This window comes from Curtobacterium sp. Leaf261, assembly GCF_001422205.1.
GTDB lineage: Bacteria > Actinomycetota > Actinomycetes > Actinomycetales > Microbacteriaceae > Curtobacterium.
In genome coordinates, this window is record NZ_LMMJ01000009.1 from 300,684 (window position 1) to 324,080 (window position 23,397).

The 23,397-nt window shown below is 70.8% G+C and carries 22 protein-coding genes and 1 tRNA gene; 5 read left to right on the forward strand and 18 right to left on the reverse strand.

Annotated features, from left to right (window positions below):
• Positions 1 to 23 precede the first annotated feature (23 nt).
• The 5 genes from rplA to ASF23_RS12415 form a co-directional block, all read right to left on the reverse strand.
• Entirely contained in the window at positions 24 to 716 is a 693-nt protein-coding gene (gene rplA, locus ASF23_RS12395; protein ID WP_055953908.1) for a 50S ribosomal protein L1, read from the reverse strand.
• Positions 717 to 787: 71 nt separating this feature from the next.
• Complete coding sequence (gene rplK, locus ASF23_RS12400) at positions 788 to 1,219, reverse strand: 50S ribosomal protein L11 (RefSeq protein ID WP_055953911.1); 432 nt, start codon at positions 1,217 to 1,219, stop codon at positions 788 to 790.
• 126 nt (positions 1,220 to 1,345) lie between these two features.
• Positions 1,346 to 2,449, reverse strand: coding sequence for a transcription termination/antitermination protein NusG (nusG, locus tag ASF23_RS12405; RefSeq protein WP_082474148.1), 1,104 nt, complete (start codon positions 2,447 to 2,449; stop codon positions 1,346 to 1,348).
• Between the two features lie 244 nt (positions 2,450 to 2,693).
• Positions 2,694 to 2,957, reverse strand: coding sequence for a preprotein translocase subunit SecE (gene secE / locus ASF23_RS12410; RefSeq protein ID WP_200919353.1), 264 nt, complete (start codon positions 2,955 to 2,957; stop codon positions 2,694 to 2,696).
• An 87-nt stretch (positions 2,958 to 3,044) separates the two neighbouring features.
• A tRNA-Trp gene (locus ASF23_RS12415) sits at positions 3,045 to 3,117 on the reverse strand.
• Positions 3,118 to 3,332: 215 nt separating this feature from the next.
• Between ASF23_RS12415 and ASF23_RS12420 the strand changes: the two genes are divergently transcribed.
• Positions 3,333 to 4,544 (forward strand): pyridoxal phosphate-dependent aminotransferase, encoded by a 1,212-nt coding sequence (locus ASF23_RS12420; protein WP_055953920.1) that lies wholly within the window; start codon positions 3,333 to 3,335, stop codon positions 4,542 to 4,544.
• Positions 4,545 to 4,808: 264 nt separating this feature from the next.
• Here the strand turns inward: ASF23_RS12420 and ASF23_RS12425 are convergent, their stop codons facing one another.
• Genes ASF23_RS12425 through ASF23_RS12435 form a run of 3 tightly spaced genes read right to left on the reverse strand, consistent with a single transcriptional unit; the run spans position 4,809 to position 6,927 of the window.
• Entirely contained in the window at positions 4,809 to 5,987 is a 1,179-nt protein-coding gene (locus ASF23_RS12425; RefSeq protein ID WP_082474110.1) for a UDP-N-acetylmuramate dehydrogenase, read from the reverse strand.
• The gene (locus ASF23_RS12430; RefSeq protein ID WP_082474111.1) at positions 5,984 to 6,469 is read right to left on the reverse strand and encodes a MaoC/PaaZ C-terminal domain-containing protein; all 486 of its coding nucleotides are present in this window, start codon (positions 6,467 to 6,469) and stop codon (positions 5,984 to 5,986) included. The genes ASF23_RS12425 and ASF23_RS12430 overlap by 4 nt, the downstream gene beginning before the upstream one ends.
• Positions 6,466 to 6,927, reverse strand: coding sequence for an FAS1-like dehydratase domain-containing protein (locus ASF23_RS12435; protein WP_055953924.1), 462 nt, complete (start codon positions 6,925 to 6,927; stop codon positions 6,466 to 6,468). Before ASF23_RS12435 ends, ASF23_RS12430 begins: the two co-directional genes overlap by 4 nt.
• A 175-nt stretch (positions 6,928 to 7,102) precedes the next feature.
• Between ASF23_RS12435 and ASF23_RS12440 the strand changes: the two genes are divergently transcribed.
• On the forward strand, positions 7,103 to 7,510 hold the full coding sequence (locus ASF23_RS12440; protein ID WP_055953927.1) for a hypothetical protein: 408 nt from the start codon (positions 7,103 to 7,105) through the stop codon (positions 7,508 to 7,510).
• Between the two features lie 329 nt (positions 7,511 to 7,839).
• Here ASF23_RS12440 and ASF23_RS12445 read toward each other — a convergent pair whose 3' ends face one another.
• The 4 genes from ASF23_RS12445 to ASF23_RS12460 are packed head-to-tail and all read right to left on the reverse strand — an operon-like array spanning position 7,840 to position 13,341.
• Positions 7,840 to 8,838, reverse strand: a complete 999-nt coding sequence (locus ASF23_RS12445) for an ABC transporter permease (protein ID WP_055953930.1) — start codon at positions 8,836 to 8,838, stop codon at positions 7,840 to 7,842.
• Positions 8,835 to 9,842 (reverse strand): ABC transporter permease, encoded by a 1,008-nt coding sequence (locus ASF23_RS12450; RefSeq protein WP_055953933.1) that lies wholly within the window; start codon positions 9,840 to 9,842, stop codon positions 8,835 to 8,837. Before ASF23_RS12450 ends, ASF23_RS12445 begins: the two co-directional genes overlap by 4 nt.
• Positions 9,839 to 11,647, reverse strand: a complete 1,809-nt coding sequence (locus ASF23_RS12455; RefSeq protein ID WP_055953936.1) for a dipeptide ABC transporter ATP-binding protein — start codon at positions 11,645 to 11,647, stop codon at positions 9,839 to 9,841. Before ASF23_RS12455 ends, ASF23_RS12450 begins: the two co-directional genes overlap by 4 nt.
• A gap of 26 nt (positions 11,648 to 11,673) precedes the next feature.
• Positions 11,674 to 13,341, reverse strand: a complete 1,668-nt coding sequence (locus ASF23_RS12460; RefSeq protein ID WP_055953938.1) for an ABC transporter substrate-binding protein — start codon at positions 13,339 to 13,341, stop codon at positions 11,674 to 11,676.
• A gap of 106 nt (positions 13,342 to 13,447) precedes the next feature.
• On the opposite strand from ASF23_RS12460, the gene ASF23_RS12465 reads away from it, so the two are divergent.
• The gene (locus tag ASF23_RS12465; RefSeq protein ID WP_055953941.1) at positions 13,448 to 14,530 is read left to right on the forward strand and encodes a DMT family transporter; all 1,083 of its coding nucleotides are present in this window, start codon (positions 13,448 to 13,450) and stop codon (positions 14,528 to 14,530) included.
• A 22-nt stretch (positions 14,531 to 14,552) separates the two neighbouring features.
• Positions 14,553 to 15,098, forward strand: coding sequence for a cysteine hydrolase family protein (locus ASF23_RS12470; RefSeq protein ID WP_055953944.1), 546 nt, complete (start codon positions 14,553 to 14,555; stop codon positions 15,096 to 15,098).
• A 435-nt stretch (positions 15,099 to 15,533) separates the two neighbouring features.
• Here ASF23_RS12470 and ASF23_RS12475 read toward each other — a convergent pair whose 3' ends face one another.
• Complete coding sequence (locus tag ASF23_RS12475) at positions 15,534 to 16,610, reverse strand: zinc-binding dehydrogenase (RefSeq protein ID WP_055953947.1); 1,077 nt, start codon at positions 16,608 to 16,610, stop codon at positions 15,534 to 15,536.
• 77 nt (positions 16,611 to 16,687) lie between these two features.
• Between ASF23_RS12475 and ASF23_RS12480 the strand changes: the two genes are divergently transcribed.
• Positions 16,688 to 17,476 (forward strand): helix-turn-helix transcriptional regulator, encoded by a 789-nt coding sequence (locus ASF23_RS12480; RefSeq protein ID WP_055953950.1) that lies wholly within the window; start codon positions 16,688 to 16,690, stop codon positions 17,474 to 17,476.
• 208 nt (positions 17,477 to 17,684) lie between these two features.
• Here the strand turns inward: ASF23_RS12480 and ASF23_RS12485 are convergent, their stop codons facing one another.
• From ASF23_RS12485 to ASF23_RS12505, 5 genes are all read right to left on the reverse strand, one after another.
• Positions 17,685 to 18,656: a sugar-binding transcriptional regulator gene (locus tag ASF23_RS12485; RefSeq protein WP_055953953.1), complete on the reverse strand. Its 972-nt coding sequence runs from the start codon at positions 18,654 to 18,656 to the stop codon at positions 17,685 to 17,687.
• A 160-nt stretch (positions 18,657 to 18,816) separates the two neighbouring features.
• Positions 18,817 to 19,806, reverse strand: a complete 990-nt coding sequence (locus ASF23_RS12490) for a D-ribose ABC transporter substrate-binding protein (RefSeq protein ID WP_082474112.1) — start codon at positions 19,804 to 19,806, stop codon at positions 18,817 to 18,819.
• A 74-nt stretch (positions 19,807 to 19,880) separates the two neighbouring features.
• A complete protein-coding gene (locus tag ASF23_RS12495) occupies positions 19,881 to 21,026 on the reverse strand; it encodes an ABC transporter permease (RefSeq protein ID WP_055953956.1) in 1,146 nt (381 codons plus the stop codon).
• A complete protein-coding gene (locus ASF23_RS12500) occupies positions 21,023 to 22,612 on the reverse strand; it encodes a sugar ABC transporter ATP-binding protein (protein WP_235510882.1) in 1,590 nt (529 codons plus the stop codon). Before ASF23_RS12500 ends, ASF23_RS12495 begins: the two co-directional genes overlap by 4 nt.
• The gene (locus ASF23_RS12505; protein ID WP_055953959.1) at positions 22,609 to 23,259 is read right to left on the reverse strand and encodes a DUF2291 family protein; all 651 of its coding nucleotides are present in this window, start codon (positions 23,257 to 23,259) and stop codon (positions 22,609 to 22,611) included. The genes ASF23_RS12500 and ASF23_RS12505 overlap by 4 nt, the downstream gene beginning before the upstream one ends.
• Between the last annotated feature and the right edge of the window lie 138 nt (positions 23,260 to 23,397).

The window sequence follows — 23,397 nt, forward strand, 5'->3', positions numbered from 1 at the left end:
CGCCGCGCGGTGTCGAGCTGGTGCTAGCCGATGACGTTGACGTCGAGCGGGATGCCCGGGCCGAACGTGGTCGAGATGGCGCCCTTCATGACGTAGCGACCCTTCGAGGCGCTCGGCTTGAGGCGGACGACCTCGTCGAGTGCAGCGGTGAGGTTCTCGTCGAGCTGCTCCTCGGAGAACGAGGCCTTGCCCACGACGAAGTGCACGTTGGAGTGCTTGTCGACGCGGAACTCGATCTTGCCGCCCTTGATGTCGTTCACGGCCTGCGCGACGTTCGGGGTGACGGTGCCGGTCTTCGGGTTCGGCATGAGACCACGCGGGCCGAGGACCTTGCCGAGACGGCCGACCTTGCCCATGAGCTCCGGCGTCGAGACAGCCGAGTCGAAGGACGTGTAGCCGCCCGCGACCTTCTCGATGAGCTCGTCGCCACCGACCTCGTCGGCGCCGGCAGCGATCGCTGCCTCTGCCGCGGGGCCCGTCGCGAAGACGATGACACGGGCGGTCTTGCCGGTGCCGTGCGGGAGGATGACCGTGCCACGGACCATCTGGTCCGCCTTGCGCGGGTCGACGCCGAGCTTCAGTGCGACCTCGATGGTCGAGTCGAACTTGGCCGAACCCGTCTCGCGGGCCAGGTGCACGGCATCGGTCGGGGTGTAGAACGTGTCAGCCGCGATCTTCGCGGCCGCGGCCTGGTAGGCCTTGGACTTCTTCGCCATGGTGTCTCCTAAACGAGAGTGTGGTTGACGAGCCGGCGAGGCTCTCCCACAGAAGGAAGTGGAGGTCGCGCTTACGCTTCGACGGTGATGCCCATGGAACGGGCGGTGCCGGCGATGATCTTCGCCGCGGCGTCGATGTCGTTGGCGTTGAGGTCGGCCTGCTTGGTCTCGGCGATCTGACGGACCTGGTCCATCGAGATCTTGGCGACCTTGACCGTGTGGGGCGTGCCGGAGCCCTTCTGGACACCGGCGGCCTTCTTGATGAGCTCCGCGGCGGGCGGGGTCTTGAGGATGAACGTGAACGAACGGTCCTCGTAGACGGTGATCTCGACCGGGATGACGTTGCCGCGCTGGGCCTCGGTCGCGGCGTTGTACGCCTTGCAGAACTCCATGATGTTGACGCCGTGCTGACCGAGCGCGGGGCCGATCGGCGGTGCGGGGTTCGCGGCGCCGGCCTGGATCTGCAGCTTGATCAGACCCGTGACCTTCTTCTTCGCTGCCATGTCTCTTCCTCACTTCTGGTGATCGAACGCACGGGGACCCGTGCACTCTCCCGCTCGCCGGGGGCCCCGGACGGCGGTGACGAGCCGCGCGCGCCGAAGCGTGCGGACCCAAACTCGAGAATCTTACTACAGCTTGGTGACCTGGTCGAAGCTGAGCTCGACCGGGGTCTCACGCTCGAACAGCGACACGAGCACGGTGAGCTTGCCGCTCTCCGGCTTGATCTCCGAGATCGACCCGGGGAGACCCGCGAACGAGCCCTCCTTGATCGTGATCGTCTCGCCGACCTCGAAGTCGACCTCGGCCGGGGTGACGCGCTGTGCGGTCGCCCCGCCCTTGGCGCCGCCCTTGACCGGTGCCGGCTCGGCGACCTGGACGAGGGACTTCAGCATGCCGAACGCCTCGTCGAAGCGGAGCGGCGTCGGGTTGTGCGCGTTGCCCACGAAGCCCGTGACTCCGGGCGTGTGGCGGACGACCGACCAGCTGTCCTCGTTGAGGTCCATGCGGACGAGCACGTACCCGGGGATCCGGACGCGCGTGACGAGCTTGCGCTGCCCGTTCTTGATCTCGACGACGTCCTCCATCGGGACCTCGACCTGGTAGATGTAGTCCTCCATCGTGAGCGAGACCATCCGGTTCTCGATGTTGGACTTCACGCGGCGCTCGAAGCCCGCGTACGAGTGGATGACGTACCACTTGCCGGGCTTCATGCGGAGCTCGACCTTGAAGGCGTCGTACGGGTCGGCCTCGGGGGCGTCCTCGTCCTCGCCGACGACGTGCTCGACGACGGTCTGGCCCTCGGACAGGACGGTCTCGTCCTCGGGGGCGATCGCACCGGCGGGGGTGTCCTCGACCGGCTCGCCCACGGCGTCGAACGCGACGGGCCCGTCCTCGGTCGCCACGGCACCGACGGCGTCGTCGAGCTCGGTGGCGTCCTCGTCGTCGAGCTCGGTGGTTCCGGCGGAGTCCGCGTCGTCGTCCAGGGCGTCCGCGGCCTCGTCGGCGGCGATGTCGGCGTCGGCGGCTGCTGCGTCGCCGTCGACCTGCTCCTGCTCGACCTCGAGCTCGTCCTCGTCCTCGACGGCCTCGACCGCGGCCTCCGCCTCGTCGGCGGTGTCGATCTCGAGGGCGTCGTCCACGATCGCGTCGGCCTCCGGGTCGTTCGACTCGGCGAGAGCGTCGAGCGTGGCGTCGAGGTCGTCGTCGCCGGAGGAGTCGGACTCGATGCCCATGGCGCGCTCCTCGGCCGACTCGACCGAGCGCTCGTCACCGGTCTCGACGTCGCCCTCCTGGTTCTCCTCGACCTCGGAGGACTGTTCTGCAGCGGTCGCGAGGTCGATGTCGTCGCGGGAGGTGTCAGACACTGTCGGTACTTTCCGTTCGGTGTGGCGGTTCGGGCTGTCGGGTGAGATGGAGTCGGCCCCTGTCAGCACGCAGCGCCTCGGTCGAGGTCGGCGGGCTGCGCGCGGCCGGACGTCAGGAGGTCGGGCCGTTGCCGAACACGTAGCCGACGCCGAGCCCGAACACGAAGTCGAGGACGGACACGAGCAGCATCATCACGAGGACGAACACCAGCACGACGCCCGTGTAGCTGAAGAGCTCCTTGCGCGTCGGCGTCACGACCTTGCGGAGTTCGCCGAGCACCTGGCGGATGAACAGCACGATCCCGGCGAACGGGCCACGACGCTTGTCACGGTCCTGCTTCGCCTGGGCGACGACGTCATCAGCCGTCGTCTCCATGTCTCGTCTCGCCACAACATGCCTTTCGTCGGCAGGAGATCTGCCATTCAGCAGGGCGGCCCGCACGGGTTCGTGCGGGCCGAGCTGCAGGGCGGACAGGACTTGAACCTGCAACCTGCGGTTTTGGAGACCGCTGCTCTACCAATTGAGCCACCGCCCTTCGGGAGACGATCCGGCCTGCGTGAGCCGAACCTGTGTTCCCAGGGTGGGTGTGAAGCCCATCCCCGTCGGCGAACTAGCGCGCGACGACACGGCGGACTTCGACCACCGCAGATCAGTGTACGGGAGGGCGCGTGATGGTGTCCACTTGACGGACTGTCGCGTGTCCCGACCGGGCCTGTCGTGCCTCCAGTCCGCTTCGCTAGGCTGGCGGGCGTGAACCGAGAAGCCGCCTCGTCAGCCCGAATCGCCCGCCGCATCGCCGCCATCGCGGAGTCCGCCACCCTCAAGGTGGACGCGAAGGCCAAGGCGCTCAAGGCGGACGGGCGCGCGATCGTGTCGTTCGCGGCCGGTGAGCCCGACTTCGCGACCCCGGACCACGTGGTCGAGGCCGCCGTCTCGGCGGCCCGCGACCCGAAGAACCACCACTACACGCCGGCCGTCGGGCTCCCCGAGCTCCGACAGGCCATCGCGGACAAGACCGCCAGGGTGAGCGGTGCGACCGTCGAGCCCTCGCAGGTCATCGTCACCAACGGCGGCAAGCAGGCGGTCTACGAGGCCTTCGCCACGATCGTCGACGAGGGCGACGAGGTCCTCCTCCCCGCGCCGTACTGGACGACCTACCCCGAGGCCATCCGGCTCGCGGGCGGCTCCCCCGTCGAGGTCTTCGCCGGCAGCGACCAGGGCTACCTCGTCACGGTCGAGCAGCTCGAGGCCGCCCGCACCCCGCGGACCAAGGCGCTGCTGTTCTGCTCGCCATCGAACCCGACCGGGGCGGTGTACTCCCCCGAGCAGACGAAGGCCATCGGCGAGTGGGCGCTCGAGCACGGCATCTGGGTGATCAGCGACGAGATCTACCAGGACCTCGTGTACGACGGCGTCGTCGCGACGGGCATCCTGGCCGCCGTCCCGGAGCTCGCGGACACGACGATCCTCGTCAACGGTGTGGCGAAGACCTACGCGATGACCGGCTGGCGCGTCGGGTGGTTCATCGGCCCGGCGGACGCCGTCGCCGCCGCGTCGAACCTGCAGTCGCACCTGTCGTCGAACGTGTCGAACGTGTCGCAGCGCGCCGCCATCGCCGCCCTGACCGGTCCGCAGGAGCCCGTCCTCGCGATGCGGGAGGCCTTCGACCGCCGTCGCAAGCTCATCGTCGAGGGCCTCAACGCGATCCCCGGGTTCGTCACACCGACGCCCGAGGGTGCCTTCTACGTCTACCCCGACGTCACGGCGCTGCTCGGCCGCGAGTGGAAGGGCCGGCAGGTCGACACGTCGCTCGAGCTCGCGGACCTGATCCTCGAGGAGGCCGAGGTCGCTGCGGTCCCCGGCGAGGCGTTCGGCCCGAGCGGGTACCTGCGGTTCTCGTACGCCCTGGGCGACGACGACATCCGCGAGGGCGTCGCGCGCCTGCAGCGCCTGTTCGGCTGACCCCGTTCCCTCGTTGGGGTGTTCTGAACACGGCGGTCCAGTGCGAACACGCGGATGTGGGTGTTCCGGATGGACGCGCGTGTGCAGGACACGGCGCGTGTGCGGGACACGGACTGGAGGCGCGGCGCGGGTCCGCCCCGCCGGCCCGGCCGGGCGCGTGTGCAGGACACGAACGGGAGGCTCGGCCCGGGTCCGCCTCGCAGGCCCGGCTCCGCAGTCGGCCCGGCCCGGCGCGGCCCGATGCATGTGCAGGGCCCGCGCGGGTCAGGCGCTGAAGTCGCCGACCAGGACCGGCTCCGGCACGAGGCTCACGCCGAAGCGGCTCAGCACCATCGCCTGCACGTAGCGGGCGAGCTCGGCGACCTCGGCCGCCGTGGCACCCCCGCGGTTCGTGAGCGCGAGGGTGTGCTTCGACGAGATCGCGGCGTGCGACCCCGCGACGGCGTACCCGCGATGGACACCGGCGTGCTCGATGAGCCACGCTGCGCTCAGCTTCACGAGGTCGTCCTCGGGTGCGACGGGGGCGGGGGGTGCGGCCGGTGTGGTGCCGAGCGGGACGACGGACGGCGCTGCCTCCGGTCCGATCGGCCACTGCGGCGCCTCGGCCGGCAGGGTCGCGGCGAACGGCCTCGACACGATCGGGTTCGTGAAGAACGACCCGGCGCTCGAGGTGTCGGAATCGTCGGGGTCGAGGACCATGCCCTTCGACGCCCGGAGCGTGAGGACTGCTCGTCGGACGTCCTCCGGCGGCACCAGCGCACCGAGTTCGACCCCGAGCGATGACGCGAGCTGCGCGTAGCGGACCGGGACGCCGGCGCCGGCAGTGGTGCGACCGAGGGTGAACTCGACCGTGAGCACGACCCCGCGTCGACCGTGCTTCAGCGTGCTCGTGCGGTACCCGAGCTCGAGGTCGGTCGCCGGCAGCCAGGCGCGGACGCCCGTCTCGGCGTCGAGGAACTCGACCGCCGTCAGGACGTCGGCGACCTCGGCGCCGTAGGCACCGATGTTCTGGACCGGGCTGGCACCGGTGCTTCCCGGGATGCCGGCCAGGGCCTCCAGTCCGGTCCATCCGTTCCGGACGGTCGTCGTGACCAGACCGTCCCAGGGTTCGCCGGCGGCGACGTGCACGCGGACCTCGTCCGCGGTCTCGGCGACCACGTCGATGCCACGGGTGCGGACGAGCACCGCGGCCCCGTCGAAGCCGTCGTCCGCGACGAGGAGGTTGCTCCCGCCACCGACGACCATCCAGTCCTCGCCGCCGGCCCAGAGGTCCTGCAGCACGGCGACGAGGTCGTCGGTGGATGCCGGGACGAGCACGCGGGCCGCCGGGCCGCCGACGCGGAGGGTCGTCAGGTCCGCGAAGGTCGGGGCGGTTGTCGGACCGGTGTCGGTTCCCGGATCGCTCCCCGGATGCGGGGCCGGACCGCGCTCTGGCGTGCTCACGCGGTGCGGAACCGGACCGTGACCTGGGCCTTGCCGAGCACCGTCTGGTCGGCGGCCTTGACGGTCAGGTCGATCCGCTCGGGGACGCCGTCGTCGCGGACGGTGCCGACCTTGGCGGAGACGGACACGGTCGCGCCGTGCTCGGGGTCGACGACCACGGGACGGGTGAAGCGCACGCCGTACTCGCTGACGAACCCGTCGGCGCCGAGCCAGTCCGCGACCGGCTGGACCGCGAGGCCCATCGTGAGCATCCCGTGCGCGAGGACGCCGGGGAGACCGACCGACCGGGCGACGTCGTCGCGGTAGTGGATCGGGTTGAAGTCGCCGGACGCCCCCGCGTAGCGGACGAGGGAGTCGCGGGTCAGGTGGACCTCACGCTCCGCGATGACGGTGCCGACGGCGAGCGGTGTGCCGGCGGTGTCGGTGGCGGTGGCGGTGTCGGCGGGAGCGGACGTGCCCGCGGGGACCTGTGACGCGCTCATGCTGCTGCCTCGTCGTCGTCGGCCCGCACGACCAGGGTGGAGACGGCGGTGACGACGTGCGCACCGTCCGCGTCGACGATCTCCGACTCCGCGGTCACCATCGCGTTGCCGCCGAGGGTCTTCACGCCGGTCACCGTGAGGGTCGCGGTGAGCTCGTCACCGGCGACGATCGGACGGTCGTAGCGGAACCGCTGCTCGCCGTGGACCACACGTGCGAAGTCGATCCCGGCGCTCGGCTCGGCGAGGAGCTGCGCGAGGGTCGCCTCCTGCACGACGACCGCGAACGTCGACGGCGCGACGACGTCGGCGTGGCCCGCGGCGCGAGCGGCCTCCGGGTCGAGGTGGACGGGGTTGGTCGCGAAGACGGCCGCGGCGAACTCGCGGACCTTCTCTCGACCGACGAGGTACGGTGCGGTCGGCGGGAACGTCCTGCCGACGAGCTCGGGGTTCACTGACACGACAGGCAGTCTAGCGAGCGGGACCCGGCGGAGGACGGTCGGACCGGCGCCGCCGCGATCGTTCCTTGCCTGAGTGGGGCCTCCCCCTGCTACGGTCATTTCCCTGAGAAAAGGTCGGCTATGCTCGGGGGTCACCGACGTCGTGGGGGCATCGGGCGAGGCGAGGGGGCGCGCGGTGCAGGTCGTGGACTTCGTGGTGCACGGGAACTCGTCCGACGACGCCGTCCGGACCGCCCGCGCGATCCTCGCCGGACACGGGTTCTCGGTCGCCGGGACACCGGCGGGGCTGGTCGTCGCGACGCGCGGGAACCGCATGCTCACCGTGGCCCTCGGTGCGTTCGTCCCTGCTGACCGGCACTGGCAGCGGCTGATCCTGGAGCGCGTCGGGCCGGACCCTGTGGGCACGGCTCCGGGACGACACACGGTCACGCTCCGGCTCCGGGCGCACCACGGTGGCGCTGCCGTTGCGGCGGGGTCGGTGCAGCGCTCGCGGACCTCGAGCGTGTTCCGGCAGGTGGCCGACCGCATCGCGACGACCCTCATCGCCGGCGGGCAGCTCGTCGCGCGGCACGACCAGCACTGAGCGGGCCCGGGCGCGGGCGGCCGCGGGTGTCCGTTTGCCCGCAGAGCGACAAACTCGCGGTCAATCACCCCCGGATCGGTCGGTTCACGGCCAAACCGACAGCCCCATGCCGGGCGGGCTCGGCCGGGCGGGCTCGGCCGGGGCGGGCTCGGCCGGGGCGGGCAGAGCAGCCGGGGCCGTTTGCCGGCAAAGCGACGAGATCACGGGGAAACGCGCGCCAAACGGTCGCTTTGCGGGCAAAGCGACAAACCCGGGGCGAGCGCGTGGGTGGGCGGGTGGGTGAGCCGGCAGGGAGTGGGCAGGCGGACAGGCGCCCACCCGGCCAGCCCTCACGACCGGGCGCGCACCCTCGGGTCGATCACGCCGTACACCAGGTCCACGAGCACGTTCGCGGTGACGATGAGGAACGCCGAGAACAGCGTGAACCCGACGACGACCTGCAGGTCGAGCGAGTGCACCGCATCGATGAGCAGCGCACCGAGTCCCTGCATCGAGAACACCTTCTCGGTGATGACCGCCCCGCCGAGCAGACTGCCGAGGTCGAGCCCGAAGAGGGTCACCACCGGGAGCAGCGCCGTGCGGAGACCGTGACGGACGACGACCCTGGACTCCGTGAGCCCCTTGGCCCGCGCCGTCCGGATGTAGTCCTGACCCATCACCTCGAGCATCTCGCCCCGCGTGAGCCTGGCGTAGATCGCCGCGCTGATGAACGCGAGCACGCACCACGGCAGGACCAGGTGCAGCAGCCACTGCACGGGGTCGTCCGTGAACGCGACGTACCCGCCCGTCGGCAGGATCTTCAGGACGAAGCCGAAGAGCAGGATCCCGAGGAGCCCGACGAGGTAGGACGGCGCCGAGACACCGGCGACCGCGACCGTCATCACGCCCCGGTCGAGCAGCGATCCGCGACGGAGCGCCGACGCGGTCCCGCCCGCGACGCCGGCGACGAGCCACAGCACCGCGGCACCGATGGCGATGGACGCCGTGACGGGGAGCCGGGAGAGGATCAGCGTCGTGACGCTCTCGTGCAGCTGGAACGAGTAGCCGAAGCACGGTGCCGCGCACTCGATCGCGGTCGACCCGCTGCCGAACGAGCGCCCGGCGAAGATGCCTCCGAGGTACCCGGCGAACTGCTGCCACCAGGGAAGGTTCGTGCCGATGAACGCCTTCACCTGGTCGAGACGCTCGGGCGTGCACGGCTTGTCGCACATCGAGCGCGCGGCGTTCGTCGGCAGGAGGGTGAAGAGCGCGTAGGTGATCGCGGCGACCACGAAGAGCACGACGACCGCGCCGAGCACGCGGAGCAGCACGAAGCGGGTGGTCCTCATCGGCCAGCCTCCTTCGACGCCGCGGCGCGAGCACCACCCGGCTTCGACGAGGCAGCCCGCCCCGGCCGCGCACTGTCCGCACGACGGGGGTCCAGCGCATCGCGGAGTGCGTCCCCGAGCAGGTTGAAGGCGAGGGTGATGACGAAGAGCGCCGCCCCGGGGAACACGAGGTACATCGGGTCGGTCTGCACCCACCCGACGGCGTCGCCGATCGTCCGGCCCCACGACGGCGTCGGCGGCGTGACCCCGACGCTCAGGAACGACAGCGCGGCCTCGGCCCCGATCATCGACGGGATCGAGATCGTCGCGTAGACGCTGATCGTCGCCGCCAGGTTCGGGAGCAGCTGCCGGACGATGACGTGCCAGGATCCGCCACCCATCGCCGTGGAGGCGACGACGAAGTTCCGCTGCCGGAGCGACAGGGTCTGCCCGCGGATGACCCGGGCGACGGAGGGCCACCCGAAGAACCCGATGACCAGGACGACGAGCACGGGCTTCGGGAACCCACCCGGCACGATCGCGGTGAGGGCGATCATGAACACCAGCGACGGGAACCCGAACATCACGTCGATGACCCGGCTCATCCCGCGGTCGTACCAACCGCCGAAGAACCCGGTGGTGACGCCGACGAGCACCCCGATGGCGATCGACATGACGGTGGCGGCGAGCCCGATGCCGAGCGAGGTCCGGGCGCCGTACGTCACGATCGCGAAGAGGTCGCGCCCGGTCAGCGGCTCGACCCCGAACCAGTGCGTGCCGCTGATCCCGCCACCGGTGCCCTTCGGCGCCCCGAAGCCGTTCAGGGTGCCGAGGTGGTAGGTGTACGGGTCCTGGCCGCTCAGTCCGGCGACGAGCGGCGCACCGACGGCGACCACCGCGAACAGCACGATCGCGACGGCACTCGCCACCGCGGCACGGTCGCCGCGCACACGGCGGACGACGGCACGGAACCCGGTCGACCTCGGCGACGACGCGACGGGTCGGTCGATCACGTTCGCGGTCATGCTGATGCCTCCGGGCGGTCGTCCTGCGCGGTCACCAGCGAGCGCCAGACGCGCCGCCGCTCGGCCTGTCGGACCGGGTCGGCGACGGGTGCGGCCGCGAGCAGCATGCGCGTGTACGGATCGGTCGGCGCGTGCAGCACCTGCTCGGCGGGCCCGCGCTCCACGACGTGGCCGGCGCGGAGCACCACGACCTCGTCGGCGAGCTGTCGGACGACCGCGAGGTCGTGGCTGACGAGCAGGCACGCGAACCCGAACTCCTGCTGCAGTGTCGACAGCAGCTCGAGCACCGTGCGCTGCACCGTGACGTCGAGGGCGCTCGTCGGCTCGTCCGCGATGAGCAGTACCGGTCGGAGCGCGAGGGCCCTCGCGACCGCGACGCGCTGTCGCTGCCCACCGGAGAGCTGGTGCGGGAACCGCTCGGCGAGCGACGGGTCGAGACGCACCGCTTCGAGGAGCTCCGACACCCTGGCGCTCCGGGCGTCCTCGTCGAGATCGGTGTGCAGGCGGAGCGGTTCGCCGATGCTCCACCCGACGCTCGCCCGCGGGTTGAGCGACGACGCCGGGTCCTGGAACACGTACCCGATGCGGGAGCGGATCGCGCGGAGTCGGCGGCGGCCGGCGTGCCGCAGGTCGGTCCCGGAGACTTCGACGGTCCCGGCGACGACCGGGACGAGGCCCGCGAGCGCCCGCCCGATGGTCGACTTGCCCGAACCGGACTCGCCGACGAGCCCGAGCACCTGGCCGGCACGGATCTCGAGGTCGATCCCCGACACCGCGGGACTCCCCCGCCGTCCGGCGTACGAGATGGCGACGTCCGACATCCGGACGACGACGTCGCCGGTCGCGACCGCCTGTGGGTCGGCATCCGACCGGGAGGCGCGGCCACGGTCCTCCAGTCCGGTCGCGACCACCTGTGGGTCGGCATCCGACCGGGAGGCGCGGCCACGGTCCTCCAGTCCGGGAACCGCGTCCAGGAGCTCGCGTGTGTACGCCTCGCGCGGCGACGCGAAGAGGTCGGGGGCGCTCCGCGCCTCGACCGCGACGCCCCGGCGCATGACGAGGACGTCGTCGGCGACGTCCGCGACCACGCCCATGTCGTGGGTGATGAGGAGCACGGCGACGCCGCGGTCGCGGCACAGGGTCCGCAGCAGGTCGAGGATGCCGGCCTGCACCGTGACGTCGAGCGCGGTCGTCGGCTCGTCCGCGATGAGCGCGACCGGGTCGTCCGACAGTGCCATCGCGATCATCGCGCGCTGGAGCTGCCCGCCGGAGAGCTCGTGCGGGAACGCCCGGGCGATCCGCTCGGGGTCGTCGATGCCGGCCGCCGTGAGCAGCTCCGCGGTCCGCGCCGCGACCTGCCTCGTGGGGATGCGGCCGTGATGGGTCCGCACCGCCTCGCCGATCTGCGCGCCGATGCGGAGGACCGGGTTGAACGACCCCATCGGCTCCTGGAACACGGTGCCGATGCCGGCTCCACGGATGCCCCGGAGCGTGTCGTCGTCGGCGCCGACGAGCTCGACCCCGACGGCACTGTCCCCGTCGGCCTTGTCCGCGCCGCCCGTGTCCGCGCCGCGGCGGAACCGGATGCTCCCGGTGACCGTCGCCGTCGCCGGGAGGAGCCCCAGCACGCTCATCGCGGACACGGACTTGCCGGAGCCGGACTCCCCCACGAGCGCGAGCACCCGCCCGGGGACCAGGTCGAACGAGACGTCGTCGACCACGGGCTCGGCATCGCCGAACGCCACGACGAGGTTCCTGACCTCGAGGACGGCGGGCCGGTGACCTCGTTCGTCGTCGCGTTCCACGGTGTCAGTCTGCCCTGCACCGCCTGTCACTTGGCCAGCGAGACCTTGAGGTAGTTCGGGTACGCCGGGAAGTCGGCGATCCGGAAGTTCTCGACGTTCGAGCCGTGCAGGAAGGACTGCTTGGCGTAGGTGAGGGGCACGACCGGTGCGTCCTGCATGATCCGCTTGTCGACCTGCGCCCAGAGCGCCTGGGCGTCCGACGTGTCGACGGTCGCCGTGGCCTTCGCGATGAGGGAATCGACGTCCGCGTTGGAGTAGTGCGAGACGTTGTTGCCACCGCTGCCGATCTGCGACGAGGCGAAGAGCGGCTGGATGTTGGCGTTCGCGCTCGGGAAGTCCGGCTGCCAGCTGTACAGCACGAGGTCGTAGGAGTCGTCGTTCGTGGCGTCGGTGTAGAACGAGTCGGCGTCCTCGGGCTTCAACGTGACGGTGATGCCCGCGCGCTTCAGACCCTGCTGGATCGCCTGCGCCTGCGCGAGGTAGGACGGGTCGTTCTGGGTGAGGAGCGTCAGGCTCAGGTCGTCCGCGTGCCCGGCGTCCTCCAGGAGGGACTCGGCCTTCTTCACGTTCCCGGACGCGGGGGCGTCGTAGAGGTCGTAGGACTTCCGGCCGGCGATCCCCGGGGTGATGAGCGTCGAGGCGTAGGTGCCGGCGAGCGCACCACCGGAGGCGATCCGGAACGCACGCTTGTCCGTGGCGTACTCGATCGCCTGACGCACCTTGAGGTCCGCGAGCGCACCCTTCTGCGTGTTCATCGCGAGGTAGCTGAGCGGCCCGGCCTTGCTCGTCGCCACGCGGTCGGCCGCGGACGGGTTCTGGCGGACCTGATTCAGTTCGGCCGCGCCGAGGTACGTCGCGGAGAAGGAGTCCTTGGCGTCGCCGGAGTCGGCGATGAGCGTCTGCGTGACGGTCGAGGAGTCCTGGCCCTCCTTGAACACGATCTTCGCGGGGCCGGCGGTCCGGACTGCGTCGGTCTTCGCGCTCCAGTGCTCGTTCCGCACCAGGGTGAGCTGGGAGCCCTGCTGGTTCGACTGCACCTGGTACGGGCCGGACGACACCGGGTCCTTGTCGTAGGTGTTCGGGTCGCCCTTGCCCTCCGGCACCGGTGCGAACGCCGGCATCGACGCGATCCACGGCCAGTCGCCGTACGCCGCGTTCAGGTGGAAGACGATCGTGGAGGCGTCCGGCGTCTCGATGCTGTCGAGCTGCTTGCCGTCGAACGGACCCTGGTACGAGTCGCCGCCGACGAGCAGGGACTTGTGGTAGCTGAGGCCCCCGGTGAGCGTCGGTGCGAAGGACCGCTCGATGCCGTACTTGATGTCCTTCGTCGTGATGGCGGTGCCGTCCTGGAACTCGACGCCGGACTTCAGGTGGTACGTCCAGGTCTTCCCGCCGTCGCTCGGCGTCCCGGTGTTCGTCGCGAGGTCCGGGACCACCTTGGCGGCCTTGCCCGGCTGGATCTGCCACGTGGTGAGACGGCGGACGATGAGCCCGAGCGTCGTCGTCGAGAGGTTCTGGCTCGTCGCCGGGTCGAGGTGCACCGGCGAGGCCGTGGTGAGGATCGAGAGCGTGCCACCCTTGGCGGTCGCGGCGGAGCTGTCGTCCCCGCTGCTCGATGCCCCGCTGCACCCCGTCAGGGCGAGTGCGAGGGCTGCGGAGGCAGCGACGACGGTTGCGATTCTCAGGCGGAGCATGTGGTTCCCTTGCTGGTTTCCCGGACTTCCGAGCAACCCCATGCTGGCACCGGCTATTCCCGCTGTGCGATTTCCGTTGCGCCGTGTGTCAGGGCACGATGGCCGGGTGGTGGACCGAGGACCGGACGATCCTGCGTCCGCAGGGGGCCGGACGGCGGCAGCGGGTCGCAGCGCGCCAGCGGGCCGGACGGCACTGCTGCTGCGGTCCGTCGCACTGATCGCACTGCTGGCGTCGACGTGGATCGTGGTGACGCTGTCGCTGGCCGGGGCCGACACGGCCGTGGTGTCCGCCGGGCGCAGCGGGTTCACGGTGCTCGGGCTCCTCGCGCTCACGACGTGGTCGTCCGGCTCGGCGCGGGTCGCGGGCCGGACACGCATCGGCGCCGGCGTCGGCACCGGCAACGGCACCAACACCGGCACCGGCACCGACACCGACACCGGAACCGGCACCGGCTCCGGTTCGGCCTTGCCACTCCGTGCGCGGCAGCTCGTGGTGCTCGCCGGCTCGGGGGTGACGCTCTACACGGTGTGCTCCACGGTGGCGATCGCCCTGGCCGGGCCGGTCCTGCCCGCGCTGGTCATCGCCATGACCCCGGCGGTCGTGCTCCTCGCGGAGAGCCTGATGAACCGGGTCATCCCACCGGTCGTCACCCTGCTCGGGACCGGCGTCGCCATCGTCGGAGCGCTGCTGTTCGTCGTGCCCCGGCTCGGTGGGACATCCGGCCCCGACGTGGTGCTCGGCACGCTGTTCGCCGTCCTCGCGATGGCCGCGACGGCGTTCTACGGCATCGCGTTCGCGCGGATGAACCGGGCGTACCGCGGCCCGATGGCGTCACGGATCCTGCCGGTCTTCGCGCTCGGTGCCGTGCCCCTGGTGCTGTGGGCAGTGGTGTCCGTCTGGTCGGGGGCAGCCGTCACCTGGTCCACCGTGGGCCTCCTCGCGGTGCTCGGCATCGTGATCTACGTGCCGGTGTACCTCCTGCAGCACCGCATCCTGCTGACGGCGGGCGCGTCCTACACGGCGCTCCTCGGGCTCGGGGTCCCGCCCCTCGTCGGGCTCGTCTCGGCCGTCACGGGCCTCGCCACCGTGCCGGTACCGCTCCAGGTCGTCGGGATCGCGGGCACCGTCCTCGGCATGGCGATCGTCATCGGCGGGACGCTCCGGCGCACTTCCGACGTCCAGCGCTGAGCGACGCGGCCATACTGAGCGCATGACCCGTGCGCTGCTCCTCATCGACATCCAGCTCGACTACTTCCCGGGTGGAGCGTTCCCGCTCGTCGGTCCGGAGCCCGCAGCCGCCGCCGCCAGGACCGTCCTCGACGCGTTCCGTGCCGCCGGTGAGCCGGTCGTGCACGTGTTCCACGTGGCCGCGGAGGACGACGCGACCTTCTTCGTCGCGGGGACACCCGGTGTGGCGTTCCACCCGGACGTGGAGCCGGTCGCGGGCGAGACCGTGCTCGAGAAGCACGAACCGAACAGCTTCATCGGCACCGGGCTGCACGAGCGTCTCACCGCGGACGGTGTGACCGACCTAGTCGTCGTCGGGATGATGAGCAGCATGTGCGTGGACTCGACCACCCGTGCGGCCGCGGAGCTCGGGTACACGGTCATGGTCGTCGCCGATGCCTGCGCCGCGCCCGACCTGACCCTCGGCGACGTCACGGTGCCGGGTGCGACCGTGCACGCGGCGTTCATGGCGGCCCTCGACGGCAGCTTCGCGACGGTCGTCCCGAGCTCGGTGCTCCTGGCAGCCTGACCGGGCGGAGCAGGTACTCGTCGCACGCCGCAGGCCGTACGCGCACGCGCGAAGGGCCCCGCCGGCGGTCGGCATGACCACAGTCCTGACGCATGGCACCACGTGTCACCGGTGGTGCCATGCGCCGACAGGGGTGCCACGCGCCGTCGGTGGTGCGATGCGCCGACAGGGGTGCCACGCGCCGTCGATGGTGCGGCACCGAGGAAGCCCACGAGACGGACCCGCACCGCACCGGACTGGAGGCGCGGGGCGGCCCGGCACCGTCCCTCCAGTCCGGAACGCGGCCGGCGAGCCAGGCCACCTGCGGTGACACCACCTCCGGGGCATGGCATCGTCATCGGCGCATGGCACCACCGGCGACAGGTGGTGTCACGCGCCGAGGTTGGTGTGACACCTCCCTGGCCTGCCGTCAGGTGACACGTCCCTGGCCTGCCGTCAGGGCGTGAGCGCCACGTAGGCGAGCCCACTCGTCGCCTCGGCACGCGCCAGGACCGCTCCGGGGTCGTCGAGGCCGGCGGTCGTGACCTCGAGTGCGGACAGGTCGAGCACCCCCGCCTCGACCTGCCGCCAGACCGAGTACACCGTCTCGTTGGACGCCATCCACGAGCCCCGCAGCGTGATCCTCCGGTGCATGAGGTCGCCGTACGGGATCGGCAGCGTCTGCCGGACTCCCCCGACGAGCACCAGGGTGCCGTCCGTCCGCAGCGCGTCGTAGCCGGCCATGGTGAGGTCGGCGGTCGGTGCCGGTCCGAGCGCGTCGATGGCGACGTCGGCCTCGCCCCCGAGCGCCTCGACGACCGCTGCGGCGTCCTCGGTCCGATCACCGACGGACCGGACGGGGACGACCCGCGGGTCGAGGGCGGCGAGCCGATCGAGGCTCGCGCGGTTCCGGCCGATCGCTGCGATCCGTCCGGCACCCCGGGCGAGCGCGAGGAGCACCGTCGCGCCACCGAGCTGGCCGGACGCCCCGGTCACGGCGAGCCGATCGCCGGGAGCGAGGCCGCTGCGCTCGACGGCACCGGCAGCGATCGCCAGCCAGGGCAGGAACGCGAGCCGTGCCGTGTCGCCGTGGTGTTCGGCGCCCGGCAGCGCGACGAGCGTCGACCCCGGCATGAGCGCCCGTTCCGCGAAGGTCCCGGTCCGCCACACCCGACGCATCCCGTCGGTGGCCGCCGAGGGGATGCCGCGGCCACCGATGCCGGTCCACCCGAGCAGCACCTCCTCCGGCTCGGCGACTCGACCCGTCCCGAGGAACCCGGTGCTCACCACGACGTCGCCAGGCCGGACGGAGTGCACGTCGTCGGCGACGGACTCCACCCGGCCGATTCCGCCGACACCCAGCACGGTCGGGGTCGCGATCCCGCCGCGGCCACCGGTGGTGAGCACGCGCGTGTAGGCGGGCACCTGGACGGCCAACATGCGGAGCACCGCGCCACCGCCCCGGAGCTCGGGGTCGGGCACCTCCTGGAGCTGGAGTGGGGAACCGGTCGTGTCGAGTGTCCATGCCTTCATGACCCCAGTGTCGGACGGAACCACCCTGGTATCCAGAGCCGGTCCATACTGGTACCCGTACTGCCAGGAGGGTCACCATGGGCGACGACACACGCGAGCGACGACATGAGCTCGGACTGTTCCTCCGCGCGCGTCGGCAGCGCACCGCACCCGAGGACATCGGGCTCGTCGGCTCCGGACGACGTCGCACGCCGGGCCTCCGCCGCGAGGAGCTCGCCGCGGCCGCCGGGATCAGCACCACCTGGTACACCTTCCTCGAGCAGGGCCGGGACGTCCGCGCGTCCGACCAGGTGCTCACGGCGATCGCGAACGCGCTCCGCCTGGACGACGCGGAGCGTGCACACCTCGTCGCGATCTCGACCGACGACCGCGTCGACACGCTGGACTTCGAGTACGTCGCGCCCGATGTCGCCGACGTCCCCGACCTGCTCGACCCGAACCCGGCCTACGTCACGGGCAGCAGCTACGACCTCCTCGCAGCCAACCGATCCGCGGTCGAGCTCTTCCCGGGTGCGTTCGGCGAGCCGCGTCCGAACCTCGCGCGCTGGGTGTTCACCGAGCCGATCGCCCGCGAGGTCCTCGTGGACTGGTCGGACGTCGCGCAGGGTCTCCTCGCTCGGCTGCGCGCCAATGCCGGACGCCACCCGGGGTCCGCTCGGTTCGCGGCCCTCGAGCGCGAGCTCCGCGGGGCCAGCGCCGAGGCGGACGCCTGGTGGGCGCGGTACGACATCGCGGCGAGCAGCCACGGCGTGAAGCGCGTCCGGACCCGGTCCGGCGAGGAGCGGATCCTCACGCACGTGTCGTTCCAGGTGGCCGACCAGCCGGACCAGGTGCTCACCGTGTACCGCGACGCGGTGCGTCGCTGACCCGCGTGCCCGCGACCCACCGGACTGGAGGCGCGGGGCGGCCTGGTACCGTCCCTCCAGTCCGGAACGCGGCCGGCGGGCCAAGCCACCTGCGACGGCACCAACTCCGGGGCATGGCACCGCCATCGACGCGTGACACCACCGGCGACAGGTGGTGTCAAGCGCCGATCGTGGTGCGACACCGGAGGAGCGGGCCTCTGCTCGGCGCTCAGCCCAGGGCGTCGAGCAGCGCGCGCCCCGTCGCGACGTCGGTCACGAGCTCGTTGACGAGCCGCCCGCGGACCGCGCCGACGATGCTCGGGACCTTCGTGACGCCGACCGCCACGCCGACCGCGTGCGCGATCCCGGCGAGGGTCTCCCGCGAGGTCCGCACCATCCGGTCGCTCCCGGGGAACTCGACCGCCGAGCCGTCCGCGGTGAAGAAGTTGAGGCACACGTCGCCGGCCGCGTCGTCGAAGACGTCGTCGTCGACCGGGATGCCCCTGGCGAGTGAATCGCGGATCGCGGGCGGGGCTCCGATGCCGAGCAGGGCGCCCTTCGCGCTCCCCCAGAGCCCGACGACGTGCTGGAACTCCGGGTCCTCGTCGAGGGAGTCCCGCATCCGCGCACTCGGGATCGCCTGCGCGAAGAGGAACGACGGGATCGCCCCGGAGTGCTCGGCCGCCGTCCGGGTGATCTCGTTGGTCTGGAACCACGGCATCGGGTCGGCCTGGCCGCCGACCGTCGGGGCGAGCTGCACCCCGGCGAGTGCGGGCATCCCGTGGCGGGCGATCTCGTAGGTGGTGCGCCCGGACGACAGGAGCATTGCGTCGCCCCGTCCGAGGTCCATGCCCTGGATCGCCCGGGCGACGGGCACGGCGAGGTCGGCACCGAGCGTCGTGGCGTGCGTGACGGCGGCGAGGTGGACCGCCTGCAGGCCGAGGGCCTCCCGCACCTGTTCGGCGACGGCGACGGTCTCGTCCTCGAACGGGTCGGCGACCTCGATGCGCACGAGTCCGGCTCGTCGGGCCTCGGCCACGAGGCGGCTCACGGTCGGGCGCGACACGTCGAGCCTGGCGGCGATCTCGACCTGGGTGGCGTCCTCGAGGTAGTACATCCGGGCGGCCTGGTAGACGAGGCGGAGCGGGAACCGGCCCTGGTGGGACGCCGAGGGACCGACGGTGTCGTCCGCGTCACGCATGCGGTGTCCTCTCGTCGTGCGACTCCGCCCCCGGGGTCTGTGGCAATCGTATCCGGGCCGATGCGCGGACACCGGCGTCCGGACCAGCGCCGCCGGGGCGGTCCTCGACGGACCGGCCCCGACGGCGATGGTGGTGCTGCTGCTGGTGCTGCTGTTGCTGTTACTGCTTGAGCGTGAAGGGCGCCGTGAAGTCGTCCACGTTGTCCTTCGTGACGAGGATGCAGTCGAACGACTGCTTCTCCTGCGAGACGCCGGTCTTGCCGGTGCGGATGTAGCTGTCCGCCTCCTGCACGGCCTTCTTGGCGAACGTCGCGACGGGCTGCAGGACGGTGTACTGCAGCTCACCCGCCTTGATGGCGTCGGCCGCGTCGGGCGAACCGTCGAAGCCGCCGACCTTCACCTGGTCGAGCTTGCCGGACTCCTTGAGCGCAGCGATCGCACCGAGGGCCATCTCGTCGTTGCCGGCGATGATCCCCTTGATGTCCGGGTTCGCCTGCAGGATCGACTGGGTCTTGTCGTGACCCTGCGTGCGGTCCCAGTTCGCGACCTGCTTCGCCACCTCCTTGAGGTTCGGGTACTGGCTCAGCACGGTCTTGTAGCCGTTCGACCGGGTCTGCGCGTTGTTGTCCGACGGTGCGCCGAAGAGCTCGGCGTAGTTGCCCGAGTCGCCGACGTCCTTGACCCACTGCTGCGCGCCGATGGCGGCACCCTGGGCGTTGTTCGACACGAGCTGCGCCTTGGCGAGTCCGGTCTGGTTGATCTCGGCGTTCACGAGGATCACCGGGATGCCCGCGGCATCGGCCTTCTTGACGGCACCGATCGAGCCGGATGCGTTCGCCGGGTCGAGGATGATCGCGACGGACTTGTTCGTGATCGCGGTGTCGATGAGGTTGCTCTCGGTGTTCGTGTCGCCCTTGGACGCCGACACGTTCGACTTGTAGCCGAGGGACTTGGCCTCGGCCGAAGCGACCTTGCCCTCGGTCTGCCAGTAGGGGTTCGAGGGGTCGTTGACGATGATCGAGATCAGGCCACCCTTCTTCCCGGAGCCGGACGAGCCGGAGCCCGAGCCCGAGCCTCCGGCCGAGCAGCCAGTGAGAGCGAGGCTGATGCCCACGCCCGCGGCGAGCACCATTGCCAGCTTGCGGTTCATGTCGGTGTTTCCTTTCGCTGTGTTCCGGCTGACGGGGGTCAGTCGGTGGTCTTCTCGGTGGTGGCCGACCGGGGTCAGCCGGCAGCCTTCTCGGTGACGGCGGCAGAGGGGGTCTGCGTGTCGACGCTCGGAGAAGAGGATGTGGGGCCCTGGCCGTTCTTGCGGCTGCGTGCGCGCCCGCGGTACTGGACGGCGTTCAGGAGGACGGCGAAGACGATGACCGCGCCGGTGAACACCGTCTGCCAGTACGCGGAGACGCCGATGATGACGAGTCCGTCGGACAGGAAGCCGATGACGAAGGCGCCGAGGAGCGTCCCGCGGATGTTGCCGACGCCGCCGGAGAGTGCCGCGCCGCCGATGACGACCGCGGCGATGGCGGTCAGCTCGTACGAGTTGCCGGCGGTCGGGCTGGCGCTCGTGAGCTCCGAGGACAGGATCAGGCCCGCGATCGCGGCGCAGAGGCCGGAGATGACGTAGACGCGGATCTTCACCTGGCGGACCGGCACACCGGACAGCTCCGCGGCACGCTCGTTGCCACCGGAGGCGTAGAGCCACCGGCCGAAGACGGTGCGGTTGAGCAGGAGGCTCGCGACGATCGCGACGACGATCATCACGATGACGCCGATCGGCAGGCCGAGGAGCCGGTTGAACCCGAGCCAGTCGAAGCCGGTGTTGCCGAGCGCCTGGCTGCCCTCGAGGTTGTTGTACGTCAGGCCGTTCGTCATGAGCAGCCCGATGCCGCGGACGACGTAGAGCATGCCGAGTGTGGCGACGAAGGGTGCGACCTTGAACCGCGCCACGAGGATGCCGTTCACGAACCCGATGAACGCCCCGGCGGCACAGGCCAGGATCACGACCACCCAGACCTTCGGGTAGAGCGTTGCCCCGCCGATCGCGACGCCCTTCATGAGGAACCCGGCGATGACGCCGGAGAACCCGAGCGTCGAACCGACGGACAGGTCGATGCCACCGTTCAGGATGACGAGCAGCATGCCGATCGAGAGGATCGCGTACACCGCCACGTGCGAGGCCATGGTGAGCAGGTTGCTCACCGTGAAGTAGTTCGGGGACAGGATCGAGAAGACGATGATGATCGCGATGAGGGCGAAGAACGCCCGACCCTGCAGGAGCAGCCGGCCGAGGTCGAATCCGCCCGAGAACATCGCGGGGCGACGGCTGGTCGTGGTGCTGGTCATGGTGTTCCGTTCCGTGGAGGTCATGCGATCACTGCCTCGCCGGAGGCGGCCATGATCTTTTCCTTGGTGGTGTCGGCGCCGAACTCGGCGGAGATCCGCCCGCGGCTCATCACGACGATGCGGTGGGCGATGCTCAGGCACTCCCCCACCTCGGAGGTCGAGTAGACGACCGCGAGCCCGTTCTGGGCACGCTCGGCGAGCAGCTTGAAGACCTCGGCCTTCGCGCCGATGTCGATCCCCCGACTCGGTTCGTCGAGCAGGATCACGTCCGGTCGGGTCGCGAGCATCTTGCCGATGACGACCTTCTGCTGGTTGCCGCCGGACAGCGAGCCGATCGGGGCCGCACCGCCGGACGTCTTCACGTGCACGGTCTGGATCGAGTCCGTGACGAGGTCGACCTCCTTGCGGCCGGACATGAACAGCCCCTTGACGAACGAGCTGATGCTCGCGAGCGACATGTTCGTGCCGACCGTCATGGTCTGCACGAGGCCGTCGCGCTGCCGGTCCTCGGGGACGAGCCCGAGCCCGGTCTCGATGCGCTCGGCGATCGACATGCCGGCGAGGTCCCGGTCGCCCTTGAGCACCCGGCCACCGGTGAGCGGCACGCGACCGGCGACGGCCTCGAGGAGCTCGGTGCGTCCGGCGCCCATCAGCCCGTAGATGCAGACGATCTCCCCGGCGCGGACGTCGAGCGAGAGTCGGTCGACGACGCTGCGCTCGCGGTTCTCGACGTCGGCGACGCTGACGTCCTGGATCGAGAGTGCGACGTCGCCGAACTCGTACCCGGTGGGCGGGCTGCCGAGGTCGAACCCCTCGCCGACCATCGCACGGACGACCCACTCGAGGTCGATGTCCGCGGCGAGCGCGGTCGCGGTGATCGAACCGTCCCGGAGCACGACCGCGTGGTCGGTGATCTCGAGCGCCTCCTCGAGGTGGTGGGAGATGTAGACGATCGAGACGCCGCGGGCGGTGAGGTCGTGGATGACCCCGAACAGGACCTCGACCTCGGAGGCGCTCAGTGCGCTCGTCGGCTCGTCCATGATCAGGATGCGCGCGTCGACGCTCAGCGCGCGGGCGATCTCGACGACCTGCTGCTGGCCGAGCCGGAGGTCGGCGACCTTGGTCATCGGGTCGAAGTCCTCGCCGAGCTCCTCGAGCACCGCCTTCGCCTGCCGTGCCTCCTCGGCGTAGTCGACACCGGTCGGACCGGTGAGCTCGCGTCCCATGAAGATGTTGTCGCGGACCGACAGGTTGGGCGCGAGGCTCAGCTCCTGGTGGATGATCGACACCCCGTGCTCGCGGGCGTCGACGGTGTCGGTGAACGAGACCGGCTCGCCGTAGAGCGTCAGCTCGCCGGACGTCGGCTGCTCGACCCCGGACAGGATCTTCATGAGCGTGGACTTGCCGGCGCCGTTCTCGCCGAAGAGCGTCGTGACCTGCCCGCGGTGGATCGAGAAGTTGACGCCCTTGAGGGCGCGGGTCGCACCGTACGTCTTCACGACGTCGGTCGCGTTCAGCACGACCTCACCGATGCGCGGATCCGGACTGGAGGCGCGGCTCGCGTCGTTCCCGTCGCCGGCGCTGGCGATCGGGTCGGCCCCGGTGCTCACTGGGCCTCCAGCTGGGAGGGCGTGACGAGCCAGCCCTTCGGGTTGACGAGCTGGAACGCACCGGTCACGGTGACGGTCTTGCCCTCGAGCGAGCCGACGTCCGTCTTCGCCAGGACCTGCTTCTTCAGCTGGTTGTTCAGCGCGGAGGCGGCGTTCTGGTAGTCGATCTGGTTCGTGAACTGCCCGTACTTGATCGTCCCCGGCGCGTCCCGGAGATCGGTGCCGTTGATCGCCGGTCCGGTCTGGATCCGGATGACCAGGTCGCTCGGCACACCGCTCACCGTGACGGGGTAGATGCCGTCCTGCGCCGCGCCGACCGTGCCGGTGAAGGTGGTCGTGAACTCGGGCCCGGTGCCGGCGTCGACGCCGTACTTCTCGGCGGCTGCGGTCTGGTCCGCGGTGATCGCGGTGGCGAGCGTCGCGGCCGGGGTGGCCTTCTTCGCGATGGCCTTCTGCACCTTCGGGAAGTTCGTCTTGCCCCACGCGGAGGCGGAGAACGCGGTGGGGCCGGCACCGAGGTCGGAGCCCTTCGGCACGATCTTCGTGGACAGCGCCATGAGGATCAGGACGACCACGATCACGACCGCGGTGACGATGCGGCCGGTGCGTCGGCGGTTCTTCGGCCGAGCAGCGGTGGCGGCCGTCATCGGGTGGTTCCCGCTGCGGCCGGGGAGGTCAGGTGCACATCACGCTTCATCGCGGACGCTCCGTTCATGGGTTCGGGGTCGAGTGAGAAATTATGTTCTAAACGTCTGTTCCGCAAGTCCAGCCGCAAAAAAAGTTCT

Bases quoted from the DNA above. Each gene is read 5' to 3' on its own strand.
- ASF23_RS12430 (WP_082474111.1), bottom strand. From the start codon at position 6,469: ATGAGCGCGTCACAGGTCCCCGCGGGCACGTCCGCTCCCGCCGACACC.
- nusG (WP_082474148.1), bottom strand. From the start codon at position 2,449: ATGGGCATCGAGTCCGACTCCTCCGGCGACGACGACCTCGACGCCACG.
- ASF23_RS12470 (WP_055953944.1), top strand. From the start codon at position 14,553: ATGACCCGTGCGCTGCTCCTCATCGACATCCAGCTCGACTACTTCCCG.
- rplA (WP_055953908.1), bottom strand. From the start codon at position 716: ATGGCGAAGAAGTCCAAGGCCTACCAGGCCGCGGCCGCGAAGATCGCG.
- ASF23_RS12445 (WP_055953930.1), bottom strand. From the start codon at position 8,838: ATGAGGACCACCCGCTTCGTGCTGCTCCGCGTGCTCGGCGCGGTCGTC.
- ASF23_RS12485 (WP_055953953.1), bottom strand. From the start codon at position 18,656: ATGCGTGACGCGGACGACACCGTCGGTCCCTCGGCGTCCCACCAGGGC.
- ASF23_RS12475 (WP_055953947.1), bottom strand. From the start codon at position 16,610: ATGAAGGCATGGACACTCGACACGACCGGTTCCCCACTCCAGCTCCAG.
- ASF23_RS12450 (WP_055953933.1), bottom strand. From the start codon at position 9,842: ATGACCGCGAACGTGATCGACCGACCCGTCGCGTCGTCGCCGAGGTCG.
- ASF23_RS12460 (WP_055953938.1), bottom strand. From the start codon at position 13,341: ATGCTCCGCCTGAGAATCGCAACCGTCGTCGCTGCCTCCGCAGCCCTC.
- ASF23_RS12490 (WP_082474112.1), bottom strand. From the start codon at position 19,806: ATGAACCGCAAGCTGGCAATGGTGCTCGCCGCGGGCGTGGGCATCAGC.
- rplK (WP_055953911.1), bottom strand. From the start codon at position 1,219: ATGGCAGCGAAGAAGAAGGTCACGGGTCTGATCAAGCTGCAGATCCAG.
- secE (WP_200919353.1), bottom strand. From the start codon at position 2,957: ATGGAGACGACGGCTGATGACGTCGTCGCCCAGGCGAAGCAGGACCGT.
- ASF23_RS12480 (WP_055953950.1), top strand. From the start codon at position 16,688: ATGGGCGACGACACACGCGAGCGACGACATGAGCTCGGACTGTTCCTC.
- ASF23_RS12495 (WP_055953956.1), bottom strand. From the start codon at position 21,026: ATGACCTCCACGGAACGGAACACCATGACCAGCACCACGACCAGCCGT.
- ASF23_RS12505 (WP_055953959.1), bottom strand. From the start codon at position 23,259: ATGACGGCCGCCACCGCTGCTCGGCCGAAGAACCGCCGACGCACCGGC.